The following is a 14,824-nucleotide window of genomic DNA, read 5'->3' on the forward strand; positions in this document are numbered from 1 at the left end:
TCACACCAGCGCCTTGCCGCCGGCGAACGCCTTCGCCGTGGCTTCATCGTTCGCCTGCTCCGGCAACAGCATCTCGTTGTGCGCCTTGCCGGAGGGAATCATCGGGAAGCAGTTTTCCAGCGCGGCGACGCGGCAGTCGAACAGCACGGGGCGCTTGACCGAGATCATTTCCTTGATGGCGCCCTCGAGATCGACAGGCTTGTGCACTTGGAGGCCGACGGCGCCATAGGCTTCCGCGAGCTTGACGAAATCCGGCAGCGCTTCCGAATAGGAATGCGACAGGCGGTTGCCGTGCAGCAGCTGCTGCCACTGCCGCACCATGCCCATGTACTGGTTGTTCAGGATGAAGATCTTTATGGGCAGCTCGTACTGCACTGCCGTGGACATCTCCTGCATCGTCATCTGCACCGAGGCATCGCCCGCGATGTCGATGACGAGACTGTCGGGATGGGCAACCTGCACGCCGACCGCCGCCGGCAGGCCATAGCCCATGGTACCGAGACCGCCCGACGTCATCCAGCGATGCGGTTCCTCGAAGCCGTAGAACTGCGCCGCCCACATCTGATGCTGGCCGACCTCGGTCGTGATGTAGGTGTCCTTGCCGCGCGTCGCCTCGAACAGGCTCTGGATCGCGTGCTGCGGCAGGATAACGTCGTTGCTCTTTTTGTAGTAGAGCGAGTTGCGGGCGCGCCATTGCGCGATCTGCTGCCACCACGACTTGATGTCGGGCTTCTTCGCCTCCGCCTTGAACACCTGGAGGATGTCACCGAGGATGTTGCCGCAATCGCCGATGATCGGCACGTCGACGCGGATGTTCTTGTTGATCGAGGACGGGTCGATGTCGATGTGGATCTTCTTCGAGCCCGGCGAGAACGCATCGACGCGGCCGGTGATGCGGTCATCGAAGCGCGCACCGACGCAGAGCATGACGTCGCAATCATGCATCGTCATGTTCGCCTCGTAGGTGCCGTGCATGCCGAGCATGCCGAGCCAGTTCTTGCCCGACGCGGGATAGGCGCCGAGGCCCATCAACGTCGAGGTGATCGGAAAACCGGTAACCTCGACCAGTTCGCGCAGCAGCTTGGTCGCGTCGGGGCCGGAATTGATGACGCCGCCGCCACTGTAGATCACGGGACGCTTGGCATTGGCCAGCAGCGCCACGGCCTTGCGGATCTGCGTCGCATCGCCCTTCACGCGCGGCGCATAGGAGCGGTGCACGTCGGACTTGCGTGGCGGATGATAGGTGCCGGTTGCGAACTGCACGTCCTTGGGGACGTCGACCAGCACGGGACCCGGCCGGCCGGAGGTCGCCACGTAGAAGGCCTCATGCAGCACTTTCGCGAGATCGTTGACGTCGCGCACCAGCCAATTGTGCTTGGTGCAGGGACGGGTGATGCCGACAGTGTCGCATTCCTGGAAGGCGTCGTTGCCGATCAGATGGGTCGGCACTTGGCCGGAGATGCAGACCAGCGGGATCGAGTCCATCAGCGCGTCGGTGAGCGGCGTCACCATGTTGGTGGCGCCGGGACCGGAGGTCACCAGCGCAACGCCCGGCTTGCCGGTCGAACGCGCATAGCCCTCGGCGGCATGGCCTGCGCCCTGCTCGTGGCGGACCAGGATGTGCTGGACCTCGCTCTGCTGGAAGATCTCGTCATAGATCGGAAGCACGGCGCCGCCGGGATAGCCGAAAATGTCGGTCACGCCGTGATCGATGAGCGCGCGGACAATCATCGCGGCGCCGGTCATCTGGTTCGGGTCGTGGCTCTTGTCGCTCATTGGCTTGCTCCGGATGCGCTGTTGTCAGCGGCTTCGTTCGTGTCGGGTTCGGAAAATAAAAAAGGCCCCGAAGAGGGCCCATGCACACCGCCTGTCTTGTGGATGGCAGCTAGCCACCCCCGGCGGTGTGCCTGGGTACGACGGCGATAAGGAGTTTGGTAATAATGTTACGCATGGCAGGCGCTCGGCTTCCCAAAGGTTGCGCGAAACATAGCGGCCAAAGCCCGGATGTCAAGGCAATGCGGCCATTCCCACGCGATTTTGCCAGTGTAGCCCTGTTCCCCGGGTTCGGCGAGAGGTAAATTCGAGCCCCCGTCACAAATCCGCGTTAGTCGGAAGCCCAGCGCGCGTTCACGACCGCCGCGAGCCAACTCCTCGCCCCCTCCGGCCTGACCCATTCGAATTCCGGCAATTGGTGCCGGAACCAGGTGAATTGCCGCTTGGCGTAGTGGCGGGTGTCGGCACAGCCGATGTTGGCGGCCTCCTCCAGGCTGAGCTCGCCGCGCAGATGCCGGATCAGTGCCGGCACGCCATGAGCCTTCATCGCCGGCAGCAGCGGATCGAGGTGTCTGGCGGCGAGCCGCTCGACTTCGCTCAAAGCGCCGGCTCCTAGCATGGCGTCGAAGCGGGCATCGATGCGGGCGTAGAGCTCGTCCCGCTCAGGCGCGAGAAACAGCGCGCAAAAGCTGTCCTTCGGCAGCAGCGGTGGCTGTCCCTCCCGGTGCCAGTCGAGCAGTGAACGCCCGGTCGCCTCAATCACCTCGAGCGCGCGCGCAATCCGCGTGCGGTCGCGCAGGTTCAATCGCTCGGCTGCGGCCAGGTCGCGGCGCGCAAGTTCCGCGTGCAGCGCCTCGACGCCGTTCCGCTCCAGCCGTTCCCTCACGTCCTCCCGCACCTCGGCCGGGATTGGCGGCACCACGGAGAGGCCGGCCGTCAGAGCCTTGAAATAGAGCCCTGTGCCGCCGACGAAGACCGGCAGACGGCCTTGAGCCCTTGCTTCATCGAGCGCCTTCGCCGCGTCGCTGACCCAGGCGCCCGCCGAAAAATTCACGGCCGCATCGACATGGCCATAGAGGCGATGCGGCACGAGCGCCTCGTCCGCCGCTGGCGGCCGCGCCGTGATGATGCGGAGGTCGCGGTAGACCTGCATGGAATCGGCATTGATGACGATACCGCCGGTGGCGAGGGCAAGCTCGAGCGCCAGCGCCGACTTGCCGCTGGCGGTCGGGCCTGCGATAAGCACGGCCTTGCTTGAATGCCCCTCGCTCACGAAACCCTCAATGTCCCTCGTTGCCACGCTGATCTGCAACCCTGACAATCCCGCGCTCGACTCGACCGTCGTCGACGGCGCCCGCGCCGTGCTGCCACAGGCGGCGCCGGCGCACTGGCTGTTCGACGGGGTCGCGGTCGACATCCCCTTCGGCACCGACAGTAACCTCAGAGGCGACCGTCACGCCATCGAGCAACGGTTGCGCGAGCTCCGCGGCGACCTGCCCATCGATATCGTCGTGCAGCCAGTCGGCGCCCGGCGCAAGAAGCTTTTTCTCGCCGACATGGATTCCACCATGATCGGCCAGGAATGCATCGACGAGCTCGCCGATTTCGTCGGGGTGAAGGCGCATGTCGCCGCCATCACCGAGCGCGCGATGCGCGGCGAGATCGAGTTCGAGCCGGCGCTGCGCGAGCGCGTTGCGCTGCTCAAGGACCTGCCCACAAACGTGGTCGACGAGGTGCTGGCCAGGCGCATCACGCTGACGCAGGGCGGCAGAACACTGGTCGCGACCATGCGAGCGAACGGCGCTTACACCTGCCTCGTCTCCGGCGGATTCACGCTGTTCACGACCGCGATCGCCGCCAAGATCGGCTTCCAGGAGAACCGCGCCAACGAGCTCGTGGTGCGCGACGGCAAGTTCACCGGCGAGGTGAAGGAGCCGATCCTCGGCCGCGCGGCAAAGCTCGCGACGCTGGTGGACTTGATGGAGTCGTTCGATCTCGACGACATCGACTCGGTGGTGGTCGGCGACGGCGCCAACGATCTCGCGATGATTCAGGCGGCGGGGCTCGGCGTGGCCTATCATGCCAAGCCCGCGGTGGCCGCGGCCGCGGCGGCGCGGATCGATCACGGCGATCTCACCGCGCTGCTCTATGCGCAGGGGTATCGACGCGACGAGTTCGTCGAGGGCTGACACAATCGTCGTTCCGGGATGGTGCAAGCACCAGACCTCAGGTGCGCAATCGCGCACCAGGGAACCTCCAGATTCCGGGGTCGATGCTTCGCATCGCCCCGGAATGACGGATGCAGTTACTGCACACTCAGTGCGACGAAACGCAGCTCGCCGTCGCCGTTGGAGACCAGCAGCAGCACCGACTTCTTGCCGTCCTTCTTGAGCTGATCGACCCGCTTCTGGATGTCGGCGCCGCTCGACACCGCTTCCTGCGCGACCTCGACGATGACGTCACCGGCCGAGAGGCGCTTCTCGGCCGCGTCTGAATTGGCGTCGACATTGGTGACGACCACGCCCTTGACGCTGTCCTTGATCTTGTAGCGCGTGCGCAGATCCTTGTTGAGCGCTGCGAGGTCCAGGCCAAGCGCCTTCTGCGTCACCGGCTTCTCGGGCGCGGGCTCGTCGGTCTTCACCGCGGCCTGCACCTTTTCGGGGTCCTGGAGGCGGCCGAGCGTGACCTTCTTGGTCTCTTCCTGTCCCTTGCGGATGATGACGACGTCGACCTCCTTGCCGACCGCCGTGTCGGCGACGACACGGGACAGGTCCTTCGGATCCTTGACGTCCTTGCCGTCGAACTTGACGACGACGTCGCCGGGCTCGATGCCGGCGGGCTTGGCCGGGCCCTTGTCGTCGACGCCGGCGACCAGCGCACCGCGCGCCGGCTTGATGTTGAGACTCTCGGCGATCTCGTCAGTGACGCTCTGGATGCGCACCCCAAGCCAGCCGCGGCGCAGCTCGCCGAACTGGCGGAGCTGATCGACGACGCCCACCACCGTCTTCGACGGCACGGCGAAGCCGATGCCGATGGAGCCGCCGGATGGGGAGATGATCAGCGTGTTGACGCCGATGACGTCGCCGTCGAGGTTGAATAGCGGACCGCCGGAATTGCCGCGATTGATGGAGGCGTCGGTCTGGATATAGCTGTCGTACGGCCCTGAGGAGATGTCGCGGTTCTTGGCCGAGACGATGCCGGCCGTCACCGTGCCTCCGAGGCTGAAGGGATTGCCGATCGCGACCACCCAGTCGCCGAGGCGCAGCTTGTCGGAGTCGCCGAACTTGACCGCGACCAACGGCTTCGGCGGCTTGATCTTGAGCACGGCGAGATCGGTCTTCTTGTCGACGCCGACCAGCTCGGCCTTGATCTTGGTGCCGTCGTTGAGGATGACGTGAATCTCGTCGGCGTCCGCAATGACGTGGTTATTGGTGACGACGACGCCTGACGTATCGATGATGAAGCCGCTTCCGAGCGAGTTGGTCTTGCGTGGGGGGTTGTTGTCGCCGCCCTTGCTGCCGCCACCGGGGCCCCGGCGGTTCTTGAAGAAGTCGTCGAAGAACTCTTCGAACGGCGAGCCGGGCGGCAGTTGCGGCATGGTGTTGCTGCCGCCGCCGCCCTTGGCGTCGACCGTCTGGGACGTCGAGATGTTGACGACCGCGTCGATCACCTTCTCGGCGACGTCCGCGATGCCATCCGGTCCGCGCGCATGGGCCGGCGTGCCGAACGCGCTGAAAGCACTGACGGCGAGCGCGGCCAGCCCAATTCGCACACCAAGTCGCACGCAACGGCGCGAGCCGGACGGGGCAGTGGTGGCAGCGGTCATTGTGATCTCCAGACAAAGGGATTCGGCGCCAGACTGCGCTCGAAGGGGGGCACGACGCAAGCGCGGAGCTTAATGGCCTCAAGACCCCGACAATACGACGAAAACCAGTCTGTCGCCTTCACTTTGGCGTTGGCCTGATGCCCTAAATCGGGCGCCGGATAACCCAGATCAGGACCAGGCCGGCCACGGCCGAGCCGATCCCAACCGCCCGCAGGACGTTGTCCGGCGTAGCGATGGCGCTCTTCATGGCTTTGCGCATCCAGTTGGGACTGGCCGCGAACATCAAGCCTTCAAGCACGAACAGGATGCCTAGGCCGATGAGGAAGTCGGCGAACGCAATGGACCTCATCGGAATGGAACCTCCCGCTATACTGTTCTTGTCTGGACAAAGGGCGGCCAGACCGGCCGCCCTTGTCTAGCTTACGGCTTCGCCGGCGTCTCATTTGCCGTCTTGCCGGACGGATTACTGAAGTACCGGAAGAAATCCGAGTCCGGCCGCAGCAGGAAGCGGGTGTCGTTCGAACGAAGCCCGTTCTCGTAGGCCGTCATTGACCGGTAGAAGGCGAAGAAGTCGGCGTCCTTGCTGTAGGCTTCCGCAAACAGGCGGTTGCGCTCGGCATCGCCCGCACCGCGGGTCTGCTCGGCCTGCGAATTGGCCTCCGCGACGATGACGGTGGCCTCGCGGTCGGCCCTGGACTTGATCTCCTGCGCCTTCTGTCCACCCTGAGCACGGAACTCGGCGGCCTCGCGCTCACGCTCGGTCTTCATGCGCTGGTAGACCGCCTGGCTGTTCTGCTCCGGCAGGTCGGCACGGCGGATCCGGACGTCGACGACCTCGATGCCGTAGCCGTCGGCCTCGCGATCCAGCTGGTCGCGGATGCGCAGCATCAGCTTCTCGCGGTCGTCGCGCACCACGTTGATGAAGGTGACCTCGCCGAGCACGCGGCGCAACGCCGCGTTCAGGAGCGTGGTGAGCTGGATGTTGGCAGCCTGGATCGAGCCGATGCTCTGATAGAAACGCAGCGCATCCTTGATGCGGTAGCGCGCAAAGGCGTCGACGACGAGCCGCTTCTGGTCGGATGCGATCGCCTCCTGCGACGGATTCTCCAGATCGAGGATCCGCTTGTCGATGTTGATCACCGAATTCCACGGCGCCTTGAAATGCAGGCCGGGTGTGGTGACGACGTCGACGGGCCGGCCGAACTGGAGCACGATGGTCTGCTCGGTCTGCTGTACCGTGAACAGCGACATGTAGCCGACGATCAGGACCAGGAGCAGCCCGAGCAGAGCGACGAAACCTGTAACCGGAGACCTCATCGGCTGCCTCCGCTCGACTGCGGACCGGTGGTAGGCGGCCGCTTGGTCGTCAGTTCGGGAAGCGGCAGATAGGGCACGATTCCCTGCCCCGAGGCGCCGCCGTCATAGACGAGCTTGTCGGCGCCGCCGAGGACGCGCTCCATCGTTTCAAGATAGATCCGTTCACGCGTCACGTCGGGCGCCTTCCTGTATTCCTCGTAAACTTTCAGAAAGCGCGCGCTCTGGCCCTTGGCCTCTGCGACCGCCTGCTCCTTGTAGCCTTCGGCGGCCTGAAGGATCTGAGCTGCACGTCCGCGCGCCTGCGGCACCACCTGGTTGGCGTAGGTCTGCGCTTCGTTCTGCAACTGCTCGAGATTGGCGCGCGCCGCCTGCACGTCGCGGAAGGCGTCGATCACCTGCGCCGGCGGATCCACCTTCTGCATCTGCACCTGGCTGATCTGAATGCCCGCGCCGTAGCTGTCGAGGGTCCTCTGGATCAGTTCATGCACGTTCTGCTCGGTGACGTTCCGCGCGCCGGTCAGGATCGGCTGGATTTGCGAGCGGCCGATCACCTCGCGCATCGCGCTCTCGGCGACCGCCTTCACGGTGCCTTCGGGATTCTGGATGTTGAAGAGGAAATCGCCGACGCCGTCCGGCTTGATACGCCAGAGCACGGTGAAGTCGACGTCGACGATGTTCTCGTCGCCGGTCAGCATCAGGCTCTCTTCCGGCACGTCACGAACCGAGCGGCCGCGCCGCGCCGGATCGTCGATCAGCGTCATGCCGATGGAGATGGTGTTGACGCGCAGCGCCTTGGGCAGCAGCACTGTCTCGATTGGATAAGGCAGATGGTAGTTCAGGCCCGGCTGCACGGTGCGGACATGCTTGCCGAAGCGCAGCACGACGCCGAGCTCTTCGGACTGCACGCGGAAGAAGCCCGACAGCAGCCAGAATGCGACGATCAGCAGGATGATCAGCGTGATGCCGACGCCGGAGAAATAGCCGCCCGGCATGATCTGCTGGAGGCGGTCCTGGCCGCGCCGCAGAAGATCCTCCAGATCCGGCGGCCTCGGCCCGACCGGTTGCGGGCCGGAGCCCCATGGTCCCTTTGGACCCGAGCCCCATGGGCCACCGCCCTGATTCTTCCACGGCATTCGACGCTCTCCTCGGCAGGGTGGAATTGCCCCCGCCCGCTTTGTCCGGTCCGGCTTTATAGGGGACAGGCAGGTCCCTTACAACGCAGCCCGGGTCGTCTTCCGAGCTATGCTCGGGCACGAAAAAGTCAATGTAAACATTGGCGAATGCGGTTAATGGCCTGCCCGCCGACGATATGTCACATAGGAGAAGTCGGCGCTGTCGTCCGGTCCGGCAGGATGACGCATGCGCGCCGTCTCCTCCCACCCGGCCTTGTCGATGTCGAAATGCGTATCGCCTTCGGGCCGCGCATGCACTTCGGTGATTTCGAGACGATCGGCGCGATCGAGCCATTGCCGATAGATCTCGGCGCCGCCGATCACGGCGATCTCAGTGACCGAACGTCGCAGGGCATCGCCGCGCGCGACCGCCTCCGCATCCGCAGCCGACGTCGTGACGACGGCACCAGCGGCACGATAAGCCGCATCGCGCGTGATCACGATGTTGGTGCGGCCCGGCAGCGGCCGGCGCAGGGATTCGAATGTCTTGCGGCCCATGATCACCGGCTTGCCGATCGTGAGCGCCTTGAAGCGGGCCATGTCGGATTTCAATCGCCACGGGATGGCGCTGCCGGCGCCGATGACGCCGTTCTCCGCAATGGCAACGACGAAGACGATCTCCATCAGGGCGTGTTCCCGGCAAGCCGCGTCAGCGCAGGCCCGGTGACGCGGCACAGCGTCCAGTCGTCCATCATGACGGCGCCGAGCGACTTGTAGAACGCGATCGACGGCGCGTTCCAGTCGAGCACCGCCCATTGCAGGCGCGACCAGCCGTTCTCGATGCATTCCCTGGCGAGATAGACCAGCAGCGCCTTGCCGAGGCCCCTGCCCCGATGCGACGGCCGCACGTAGAGATCTTCGAGATAGATGCCGTGGCGGCCGCTGAAGGTGGAGAAATTCGCAAACCACACCGCGAAGCCGACCGGCTCACCGTTCCACTCGGCAATGGCGCAATAGAGTTGCGGTCTTTCGCCGAACAGCGCATCGGCGATATCAGCTTCGGACGCCTCCACCTCGTGCGACAGTTTCTCGTATTCAGCCAGCTCGCGGATGAAATCCAGAACGAGCCCGGCTTCGCCCGGGCGCACGCGGCGGATGTTGAGCGACATAGGCGCTAGACCGCGACTTCCGCCTTGATGTGCGGATGCGGATCGTAGCCGACGAGCTCGAAATCCTCGTATCGGAAGGAGAAGATGTCCTTCACATCAGGATTGATCCGCATCACCGGCAGCGGCCGCGGCGCGCGGGTGAGCTGGAGCCGCGCCTGCTCCAGATGGTTGGAATAGAGGTGGGTGTCGCCGAGCGAGTGCACGAAGTCGCCGGGCTTCAAGCCGGTGACTTGCGCCACCATCATGGTGAGCAGCGCATAGGAGGCGATGTTGAAGGGCACGCCGAGGAAGACGTCGGCCGAGCGCTGATAGAGCTGGCACGACAATTTCCCGTTCGCGACATAGAACTGGAACAGCAGGTGGCAGGGCGGTAGAGCCATCTTCTCGACGTCGGCCGGATTCCAGGCGGTGACGATCAGCCGACGGGAATCGGGAGTGCGCTTGATCATGTCGATGACATTGGCGATCTGGTCGATGCTGCGCCCGTCGGCGGTGGGCCAGGAGCGCCATTGATGGCCGTACACCGGGCCGAGATCGCCATTGGCGTCCGCCCACTCGTCCCAGATGGTGACGCCGTTGTCGCGCAGATATTTGATGTTGGTGTCGCCCTTCAGGAACCACAACAGCTCGTGCACGATCGCCTTCAGCGGCAGCCGCTTGGTGGTCAGCATCGGGAAGCCGTCGGAGAGATTGAAGCGCATCTGGTGGCCGAACACCGAGAGCGTGCCGGTGCCGGTCCGGTCGGTCTTCTCGGCGCCGTCTGAAAGAATCCGCTCGAGCAGGTCCTGATACTGGTGCATGTGCCAAAAACCTTAGGAAAGACGGCAACCTTTGGGGGAGGCGCCGAACTTAGCGGCCACCATCGCGCTGCAACAGCAGCGATTCGCTGCCTGTGGCGATTATACCCGGAAAAATGAGTGTTTCCGGCACAAACGACAAGGGCGGAACCTGCGCCCCGCCCTTCCCTACCTACTCGCTTGACCTTATCGCCTAAGTTGCCGGCTTGAGCACCGGGGTCCACTTCGCGATCTCGCCCTTGACGAGGGTGGCCAGTGATTCGGACGTCCGTTCGGCGGGACTTGGGATAACGCTGCCGAGCTCGAGCAACCGCTTGCGCACGGTCTCGTCATCGAGCGCCTTGACGGCCGCAGCGTTCAGGCTTGCCACGATCGCGGGCGAAGTTCCCTTGGGCGCGAATATCGCGTTCCAGGCCTGCGCCTGGAACTTCGGCAGGCCCGCTTCGGCCGTCGTCGGCACGTTCGGCAGCGACGGATTGCGCTCCGGCGTTGCGATTGCATAGGCCTTGATGGTGCCGGCGTTGATCTGCGGCACGGCGTTGACGATCTGGTCGCACATGTAATCGACCTGGCCCGCCACCAGCGCGTTCATCGCAGGTCCCGTGCCGTTGAAGGGCACGCCGACCGGCTTGATGTCGAGGATCGAGTGCAGCAATTCGCAGGAGACATGCGAAACCGAGCCGACGCCGGCATGCGCGGCGTTCACTTTCTCGGCGTTCGCCTTCACATAGGTGGCGAACTCATTCAGGTCCTTCGGCGGAAAGTCCTTGCGCGCGAGGATCAGGATCGGCGTGCCCGCGAGCAGCGCAATCGGCTCGAAGTCCTTCTCGGGATGGTAGGCGAGCTTCGGATAGAGCGGCACCGATGCGGCGTGCGTGCCCATATGCCCGGTGATCAGCGTATAGCCGTCATTGGCCGCGCGCGCGGCGCGCGTGGTCGCGGTTGTGCCGCCGGCACCGACGACGTTTTCGATGATGATGCTTTGCCCCAGCGTTTGCGCCATGTGCGAGGTGACGATGCGCGCGACGACATCGGTCGGCCCACCGGCCGCGAACGGCACGATCATGGTGATGCTGCGCGTCGGATAGGTCTGCGCCTCGGCCGGTGCAACCAAGGCGCCGAGCGAGGCGAGCGCTGCGGCACATGCGCCCGTGAGCGCGCGAATAAAGGTCATGTCGATCCCCTTGCGATCCCCTTGGTTATCCAAAAAAATGCCGGCCAAGAGGCCGGCATTTTCATTTCACGAAGCCGCCACACAAGTCGATTGGACTTCCGAATGCGGCGCGCCGACGCAGGACGTGGGTCGCCGTTGGGCGGCGACCTCAGTTCTCGGACTCGGTGAACACCTCGTCGCGCTTGGCGCGCAACGTCGGCAGCACCGTAAGAACAAGAAGGCCCGCTGCAACCGCCAGCAGCACCGCCGACAATGGACGCGTCAGGAACACGCTCCAGTCGCCGCGCGAGATCAGCAGCGCCCGGCGCAGGTTCTCTTCCATCAGCGGTCCGAGCACCATGCCGAGCAGCAGCGGCGCCGGCTCGAAATCGTGCTTGATCAGCCAATATCCGACCAGACCGAACACGCCTGCGAGGATGACGTCGACCGGCGCGTTGTTCACCGAATAGATGCCGATCGCGCAGAAGATCACGATCGAGGGGAACATGAGCCGGTACGGCACGCGCAGCAGCCGCACCCAGATGCCGACCAGCGGCAGGTTGATGATGATCAGCATCAGATTGCCGATCCACATCGAGGCGATCATGCCCCAGACGAGATCTGGCTGCTTCTGCATCACCTGTGGACCCGGCACGATGCCGTGAATAGTCATCGCGCCCACCATCAGCGCCATCACTGCGTTCGGCGGGATCCCGAGGGTGAGCAGCGGGATGAACGAGGTCTGTGCCGCGGCGTTGTTGGCGCTCTCCGGACCCGCGACGCCCTCGATCGCGCCGCGACCGAACCGCGACGGGTTCTTGGCCAGCTTCTTCTCGAGCGTATAGGCCGCAAACGACGCGATGACCGCGCCGCCGCCGGGGAGGATGCCGAGGATCGAGCCGAGCACGGTGCCGCGCAGGATCGGCGGCGTCGAGTCGGCCAGATCCTTCCTGGTCGGCATCAGGCCGGTGATCTTCTGCTGGACGAGGTCGCGGTTCATCTCGGCGCCATGGTCGAGATTGCGGATGATCTCGGCAAAACCGAACACACCCATCGCCACCGTCGCGAAGCCGAGACCGTCGGCGAGCTCGGGAATGTTGAAGGCCATGCGCGAGGCACCGGTCTCGATGTCCGAGCCGACCATCGACAGCAGCAGGCCGAATACGATCATGGCGATCGCCTTCAGCACCGAGCCTTTGGCCAGGACCACCGCGAATATCAGGCCGAGCACCATCAGCGAGAAATATTCGGCCGGGCCGAACGCCAGCGCGAGCTTCGTGAGCGGCGCGCCGAGGATGGCAATCAGGACGGTCGCGACGCAGCCGGCGAAGAACGAGCCGATCGCGGCGATCGCCAGCGCCGGGCCGGCGCGGCCCTGCTTGGCCATCTGGTGGCCGTCAATGGCGGTGACGACCGATGTCGCCTCACCGGGTATGTTGACGAGGATCGACGTGGTCGAACCGCCATATTGCGCGCCGTAATAGATGCCGGCGAGCATGATCAGCGCGCCGACCGGCGGCAGTCCGAAAGTGATCGGCAGCAGCATCGCGACCGTCGCAATGGTGCCGATGCCCGGGAGTACGCCGACCAGCGTGCCGACGAGGGCGCCGATCAGGCACATCAGGAGGTTGATCGGAGAGAACGCGACGGCGAAACCGTGAGCGAGGTTGGCAAAGATATCCATCACGCCCTCACTGGTTCAGGAAACGCGGGTACATCGGCATCGGCAGCCCGAGCACGTAGGGAAACAGGATGGCGCAACCGACCGTCAGGCAGGCGCCGACGATCACCGCTTCCAACCAGCGCGTCTCATGCGAGCCCGTCGCCGCGATCATGAAGCTCGAGAAGGCCGTTACCACGAGGCCGAGGGACCGGATCGACAGGGCGAAGAAGAGGATCGCGGCGACCACGAACAGCGGTCCCCGCCAGGAATAATGAGCCATCGCCGGCCCGTTGGTCAGAAGGCCGGTCAGGGCGATGCCGGCGGACAAGGCGACCAGCAGCCCGCCGAACATGCGCGGCGCGGTCCCTGCGCCGAAGGAGAAGCCCCGCATGCCCTGCAGATCGCTCGACGCCCACAGCGCGAACAGGGCGACGGCCATCAGGACGACGCCGCCGACATAATCCTGTGCCGATCGGATCGTCATGAACAGCGTCAGGATCGCCACGGCGAACAGCGGATAGGAATAGATCAGCGCCAGCAGCACCTCGGACGACATCTTCTTGGTGCCGCCGCCGAACGATCCGAATATGGCACTGGGCGCGCCGGCGAGCAGCGCCGTCGCGTGGCCGGTGACGACCGCCGCCGGGCCGCGGCCGGTGCCCCAGCCGAAGATCGTCCCGATCGACCAGATCAATTCGAAAATCTGCGGCGCAATCGCCAGCAGACAAAAGCCGAGCGCTACCTTGGTGTTTCGGGTAGCCGTCGCTGAGTGGCCCATCGTGTCGGCCATGCCTGTCTCCTCCGCGACCCGTAAGTCACGAGCACTGTTGTTTTAAATCCGCTGGAACTGGATCCCCCGCCCCGGATCACTGCCTAGCGATTTTCATTACACAATGCCAGCAAAACCCAACACGCCCCCGGCGAGCAGGAGCCACAGGGGATTGAAGCGCGAGACGGACGCCACCACGGCAACCATTGCGGTCAGAAGCAGTGCAGCAATGCTGCGATCGGTGGACTGGGCCAGGATCAGGGCACTCGCCGCCATCAAACCAATGGAGAGCGGAACCAATGCAGCCTGGATCAGGCCGGGCCAGCGCGATTGGCTCGGGCGATTCAGGAGCCGGCTGACAAAATAGGCAAGCAGTGCCGTCGGCAGGCACATCGCCAGCGTCGCCGCCAGCGCGCCGGGGATGCCCGCGACGGCATAGCCGATTAACGTCACGATAAGCACGTTCGGACCCGGCGAGAGCTGTGCGATCGCATAGGCGTCAGTGAACTGCTTGTCGGTCATCCAGTGATGGACTTCGACCGCAATGCGGTGCATCTCGGGCACCGCTGCCGCGGCCCCGCCGACGGCGAATAGCGACATCAGACCGAAGGTGGAGATCAGCGACCAGATCGGGCTGTGGCTGGTCATGCTGCTACTTTCCGTCGCAGGAAATAAGTGACGCACACACTGACGGGGATCGCGACCAGCAGCACCGCCTGGAGCGGCATGCGGAGCACGCCGATGGCGAGGAACACACCGAGCATCAGGATCGCCGCGAGGGGATCCGCGCGCTTGAGCAGCGGCGTCATCATGCGGAAGACCACCGCGATCAAGAGGCCGACCGCCGCGCATGAGATGCCGGCAAGGATTCGGCGCAGCACCTCGATATCGCCGAAACGGGCGTAGGCGATCGCCAGCGCCGTCATGATCAGCGTCGGCGGCAGCAACAGCCCGGCAAAGGCGGCAACGCCGCCGGCGATGCCGCGCAGCCGCGATCCAAACACCATCGACAGGTTGACGATGTTGGGCCCGGGCAAGAAGTGGCAGAGCGCAAAGGTCTCGTTGAACTCATCCGCCGTCATCCAACGGTGCTGCTCGACGAGCGCTCGCCGGGCGAACACCAGGACCCCACCGAAACCCGCCAGCGACATCCTGGCGAAGGCCAGAAACAACGCGACCAGGCTCGGCGGTGCGGTGGCGAGATCCGGCTCTTGGACAGCCGGTGCTGAATCCGAGGACATGTCA

15 protein-coding genes are annotated in these 14,824 nt (G+C 64.7%); 1 reads left to right on the forward strand and 14 read right to left on the reverse strand.

Annotated features, from left to right (window positions below):
• Both ABIG06_RS03270 and miaA read right to left on the reverse strand, forming a co-directional pair.
• Window positions 1-1,776 carry an acetolactate synthase 3 large subunit gene (locus ABIG06_RS03270; protein ID WP_124159936.1) on the reverse strand — a complete coding sequence of 592 codons (1,776 nt, stop codon included), beginning with the start codon at window positions 1,774-1,776 and terminating at the stop codon, window positions 1-3.
• Window positions 1,777-2,104: 328 nt separating this feature from the next.
• Window positions 2,105-3,046 (reverse strand): tRNA (adenosine(37)-N6)-dimethylallyltransferase MiaA, encoded by a 942-nt coding sequence (gene miaA / locus ABIG06_RS03275; protein WP_370134208.1) that lies wholly within the window; start codon window positions 3,044-3,046, stop codon window positions 2,105-2,107.
• A 10-nt stretch (window positions 3,047-3,056) separates the two neighbouring features.
• On the opposite strand from miaA, the gene serB reads away from it, so the two are divergent.
• Window positions 3,057-3,962, forward strand: coding sequence for a phosphoserine phosphatase SerB (serB, locus tag ABIG06_RS03280; protein WP_370134209.1), 906 nt, complete (start codon window positions 3,057-3,059; stop codon window positions 3,960-3,962).
• Between the two features lie 116 nt (window positions 3,963-4,078).
• Here serB and ABIG06_RS03285 read toward each other — a convergent pair whose 3' ends face one another.
• The 12 genes from ABIG06_RS03285 to ABIG06_RS03340 all read right to left on the reverse strand — a co-directional run bounded on the left by ABIG06_RS03285 (window position 4,079) and on the right by ABIG06_RS03340 (window position 14,820).
• The gene (locus ABIG06_RS03285; protein WP_370134212.1) at window positions 4,079-5,599 is read right to left on the reverse strand and encodes a Do family serine endopeptidase; all 1,521 of its coding nucleotides are present in this window, start codon (window positions 5,597-5,599) and stop codon (window positions 4,079-4,081) included.
• A 142-nt stretch (window positions 5,600-5,741) separates the two neighbouring features.
• A complete protein-coding gene (locus ABIG06_RS03290; RefSeq protein WP_028177121.1) occupies window positions 5,742-5,948 on the reverse strand; it encodes a DUF2065 domain-containing protein in 207 nt (68 codons plus the stop codon).
• Window positions 5,949-6,019: 71 nt separating this feature from the next.
• The gene (hflC, locus tag ABIG06_RS03295) at window positions 6,020-6,916 is read right to left on the reverse strand and encodes a protease modulator HflC (RefSeq protein WP_124159939.1); all 897 of its coding nucleotides are present in this window, start codon (window positions 6,914-6,916) and stop codon (window positions 6,020-6,022) included.
• Window positions 6,913-8,049: an FtsH protease activity modulator HflK gene (hflK, locus tag ABIG06_RS03300; protein ID WP_370134214.1), complete on the reverse strand. Its 1,137-nt coding sequence runs from the start codon at window positions 8,047-8,049 to the stop codon at window positions 6,913-6,915. Before hflK ends, hflC begins: the two co-directional genes overlap by 4 nt.
• A 153-nt stretch (window positions 8,050-8,202) precedes the next feature.
• On the reverse strand, window positions 8,203-8,712 hold the full coding sequence (locus tag ABIG06_RS03305) for a dihydrofolate reductase (protein WP_370134216.1): 510 nt from the start codon (window positions 8,710-8,712) through the stop codon (window positions 8,203-8,205).
• The gene (locus ABIG06_RS03310; protein ID WP_370134218.1) at window positions 8,712-9,197 is read right to left on the reverse strand and encodes a GNAT family N-acetyltransferase; all 486 of its coding nucleotides are present in this window, start codon (window positions 9,195-9,197) and stop codon (window positions 8,712-8,714) included. Before ABIG06_RS03310 ends, ABIG06_RS03305 begins: the two co-directional genes overlap by 1 nt.
• Window positions 9,198-9,202: 5 nt before the next feature.
• Window positions 9,203-9,997 (reverse strand): thymidylate synthase, encoded by a 795-nt coding sequence (locus ABIG06_RS03315; RefSeq protein ID WP_370134221.1) that lies wholly within the window; start codon window positions 9,995-9,997, stop codon window positions 9,203-9,205.
• Window positions 9,998-10,187: 190 nt separating this feature from the next.
• A complete protein-coding gene (locus ABIG06_RS03320; protein ID WP_370134222.1) occupies window positions 10,188-11,168 on the reverse strand; it encodes a tripartite tricarboxylate transporter substrate binding protein BugD in 981 nt (326 codons plus the stop codon).
• A gap of 148 nt (window positions 11,169-11,316) precedes the next feature.
• Window positions 11,317-12,831, reverse strand: coding sequence for a tripartite tricarboxylate transporter permease (locus ABIG06_RS03325; RefSeq protein ID WP_199751442.1), 1,515 nt, complete (start codon window positions 12,829-12,831; stop codon window positions 11,317-11,319).
• Between the two features lie 7 nt (window positions 12,832-12,838).
• Window positions 12,839-13,600: a tripartite tricarboxylate transporter TctB family protein gene (locus ABIG06_RS03330; protein ID WP_124159946.1), complete on the reverse strand. Its 762-nt coding sequence runs from the start codon at window positions 13,598-13,600 to the stop codon at window positions 12,839-12,841.
• A 96-nt stretch (window positions 13,601-13,696) separates the two neighbouring features.
• Window positions 13,697-14,227, reverse strand: a complete 531-nt coding sequence (locus tag ABIG06_RS03335; protein WP_370134224.1) for a chromate transporter — start codon at window positions 14,225-14,227, stop codon at window positions 13,697-13,699.
• Complete coding sequence (locus ABIG06_RS03340) at window positions 14,224-14,820, reverse strand: chromate transporter (RefSeq protein WP_370134227.1); 597 nt, start codon at window positions 14,818-14,820, stop codon at window positions 14,224-14,226. Before ABIG06_RS03340 ends, ABIG06_RS03335 begins: the two co-directional genes overlap by 4 nt.
• Between the last annotated feature and the right edge of the window lie 4 nt (window positions 14,821-14,824).

Origin of the sequence: Bradyrhizobium sp. USDA 326 (assembly GCF_049739485.1) — a bacterium.
GTDB lineage: Bacteria > Pseudomonadota > Alphaproteobacteria > Rhizobiales > Xanthobacteraceae > Bradyrhizobium.

Excerpts from the sequence above, each read along its gene's own strand:
- ABIG06_RS03270 (WP_124159936.1), bottom strand. The coding sequence starts at position 1,776 with ATGAGCGACAAGAGCCACGACCCGAACCAGATGACCGGCGCCGCGATG.
- serB (WP_370134209.1), top strand. The coding sequence starts at position 3,057 with ATGTCCCTCGTTGCCACGCTGATCTGCAACCCTGACAATCCCGCGCTC.
- ABIG06_RS03285 (WP_370134212.1), bottom strand. The coding sequence starts at position 5,599 with ATGACCGCTGCCACCACTGCCCCGTCCGGCTCGCGCCGTTGCGTGCGA.
- ABIG06_RS03290 (WP_028177121.1), bottom strand. The coding sequence starts at position 5,948 with ATGAGGTCCATTGCGTTCGCCGACTTCCTCATCGGCCTAGGCATCCTG.
- hflC (WP_124159939.1), bottom strand. The coding sequence starts at position 6,916 with ATGAGGTCTCCGGTTACAGGTTTCGTCGCTCTGCTCGGGCTGCTCCTG.
- hflK (WP_370134214.1), bottom strand. The coding sequence starts at position 8,049 with ATGCCGTGGAAGAATCAGGGCGGTGGCCCATGGGGCTCGGGTCCAAAG.
- ABIG06_RS03305 (WP_370134216.1), bottom strand. The coding sequence starts at position 8,712 with ATGGAGATCGTCTTCGTCGTTGCCATTGCGGAGAACGGCGTCATCGGC.
- ABIG06_RS03310 (WP_370134218.1), bottom strand. The coding sequence starts at position 9,197 with ATGTCGCTCAACATCCGCCGCGTGCGCCCGGGCGAAGCCGGGCTCGTT.
- ABIG06_RS03315 (WP_370134221.1), bottom strand. The coding sequence starts at position 9,997 with ATGCACCAGTATCAGGACCTGCTCGAGCGGATTCTTTCAGACGGCGCC.
- ABIG06_RS03320 (WP_370134222.1), bottom strand. The coding sequence starts at position 11,168 with ATGACCTTTATTCGCGCGCTCACGGGCGCATGTGCCGCAGCGCTCGCC.
- ABIG06_RS03325 (WP_199751442.1), bottom strand. The coding sequence starts at position 12,831 with ATGGATATCTTTGCCAACCTCGCTCACGGTTTCGCCGTCGCGTTCTCT.
- ABIG06_RS03330 (WP_124159946.1), bottom strand. The coding sequence starts at position 13,600 with ATGGCCGACACGATGGGCCACTCAGCGACGGCTACCCGAAACACCAAG.
- ABIG06_RS03335 (WP_370134224.1), bottom strand. The coding sequence starts at position 14,227 with ATGACCAGCCACAGCCCGATCTGGTCGCTGATCTCCACCTTCGGTCTG.
- ABIG06_RS03340 (WP_370134227.1), bottom strand. The coding sequence starts at position 14,820 with ATGTCCTCGGATTCAGCACCGGCTGTCCAAGAGCCGGATCTCGCCACC.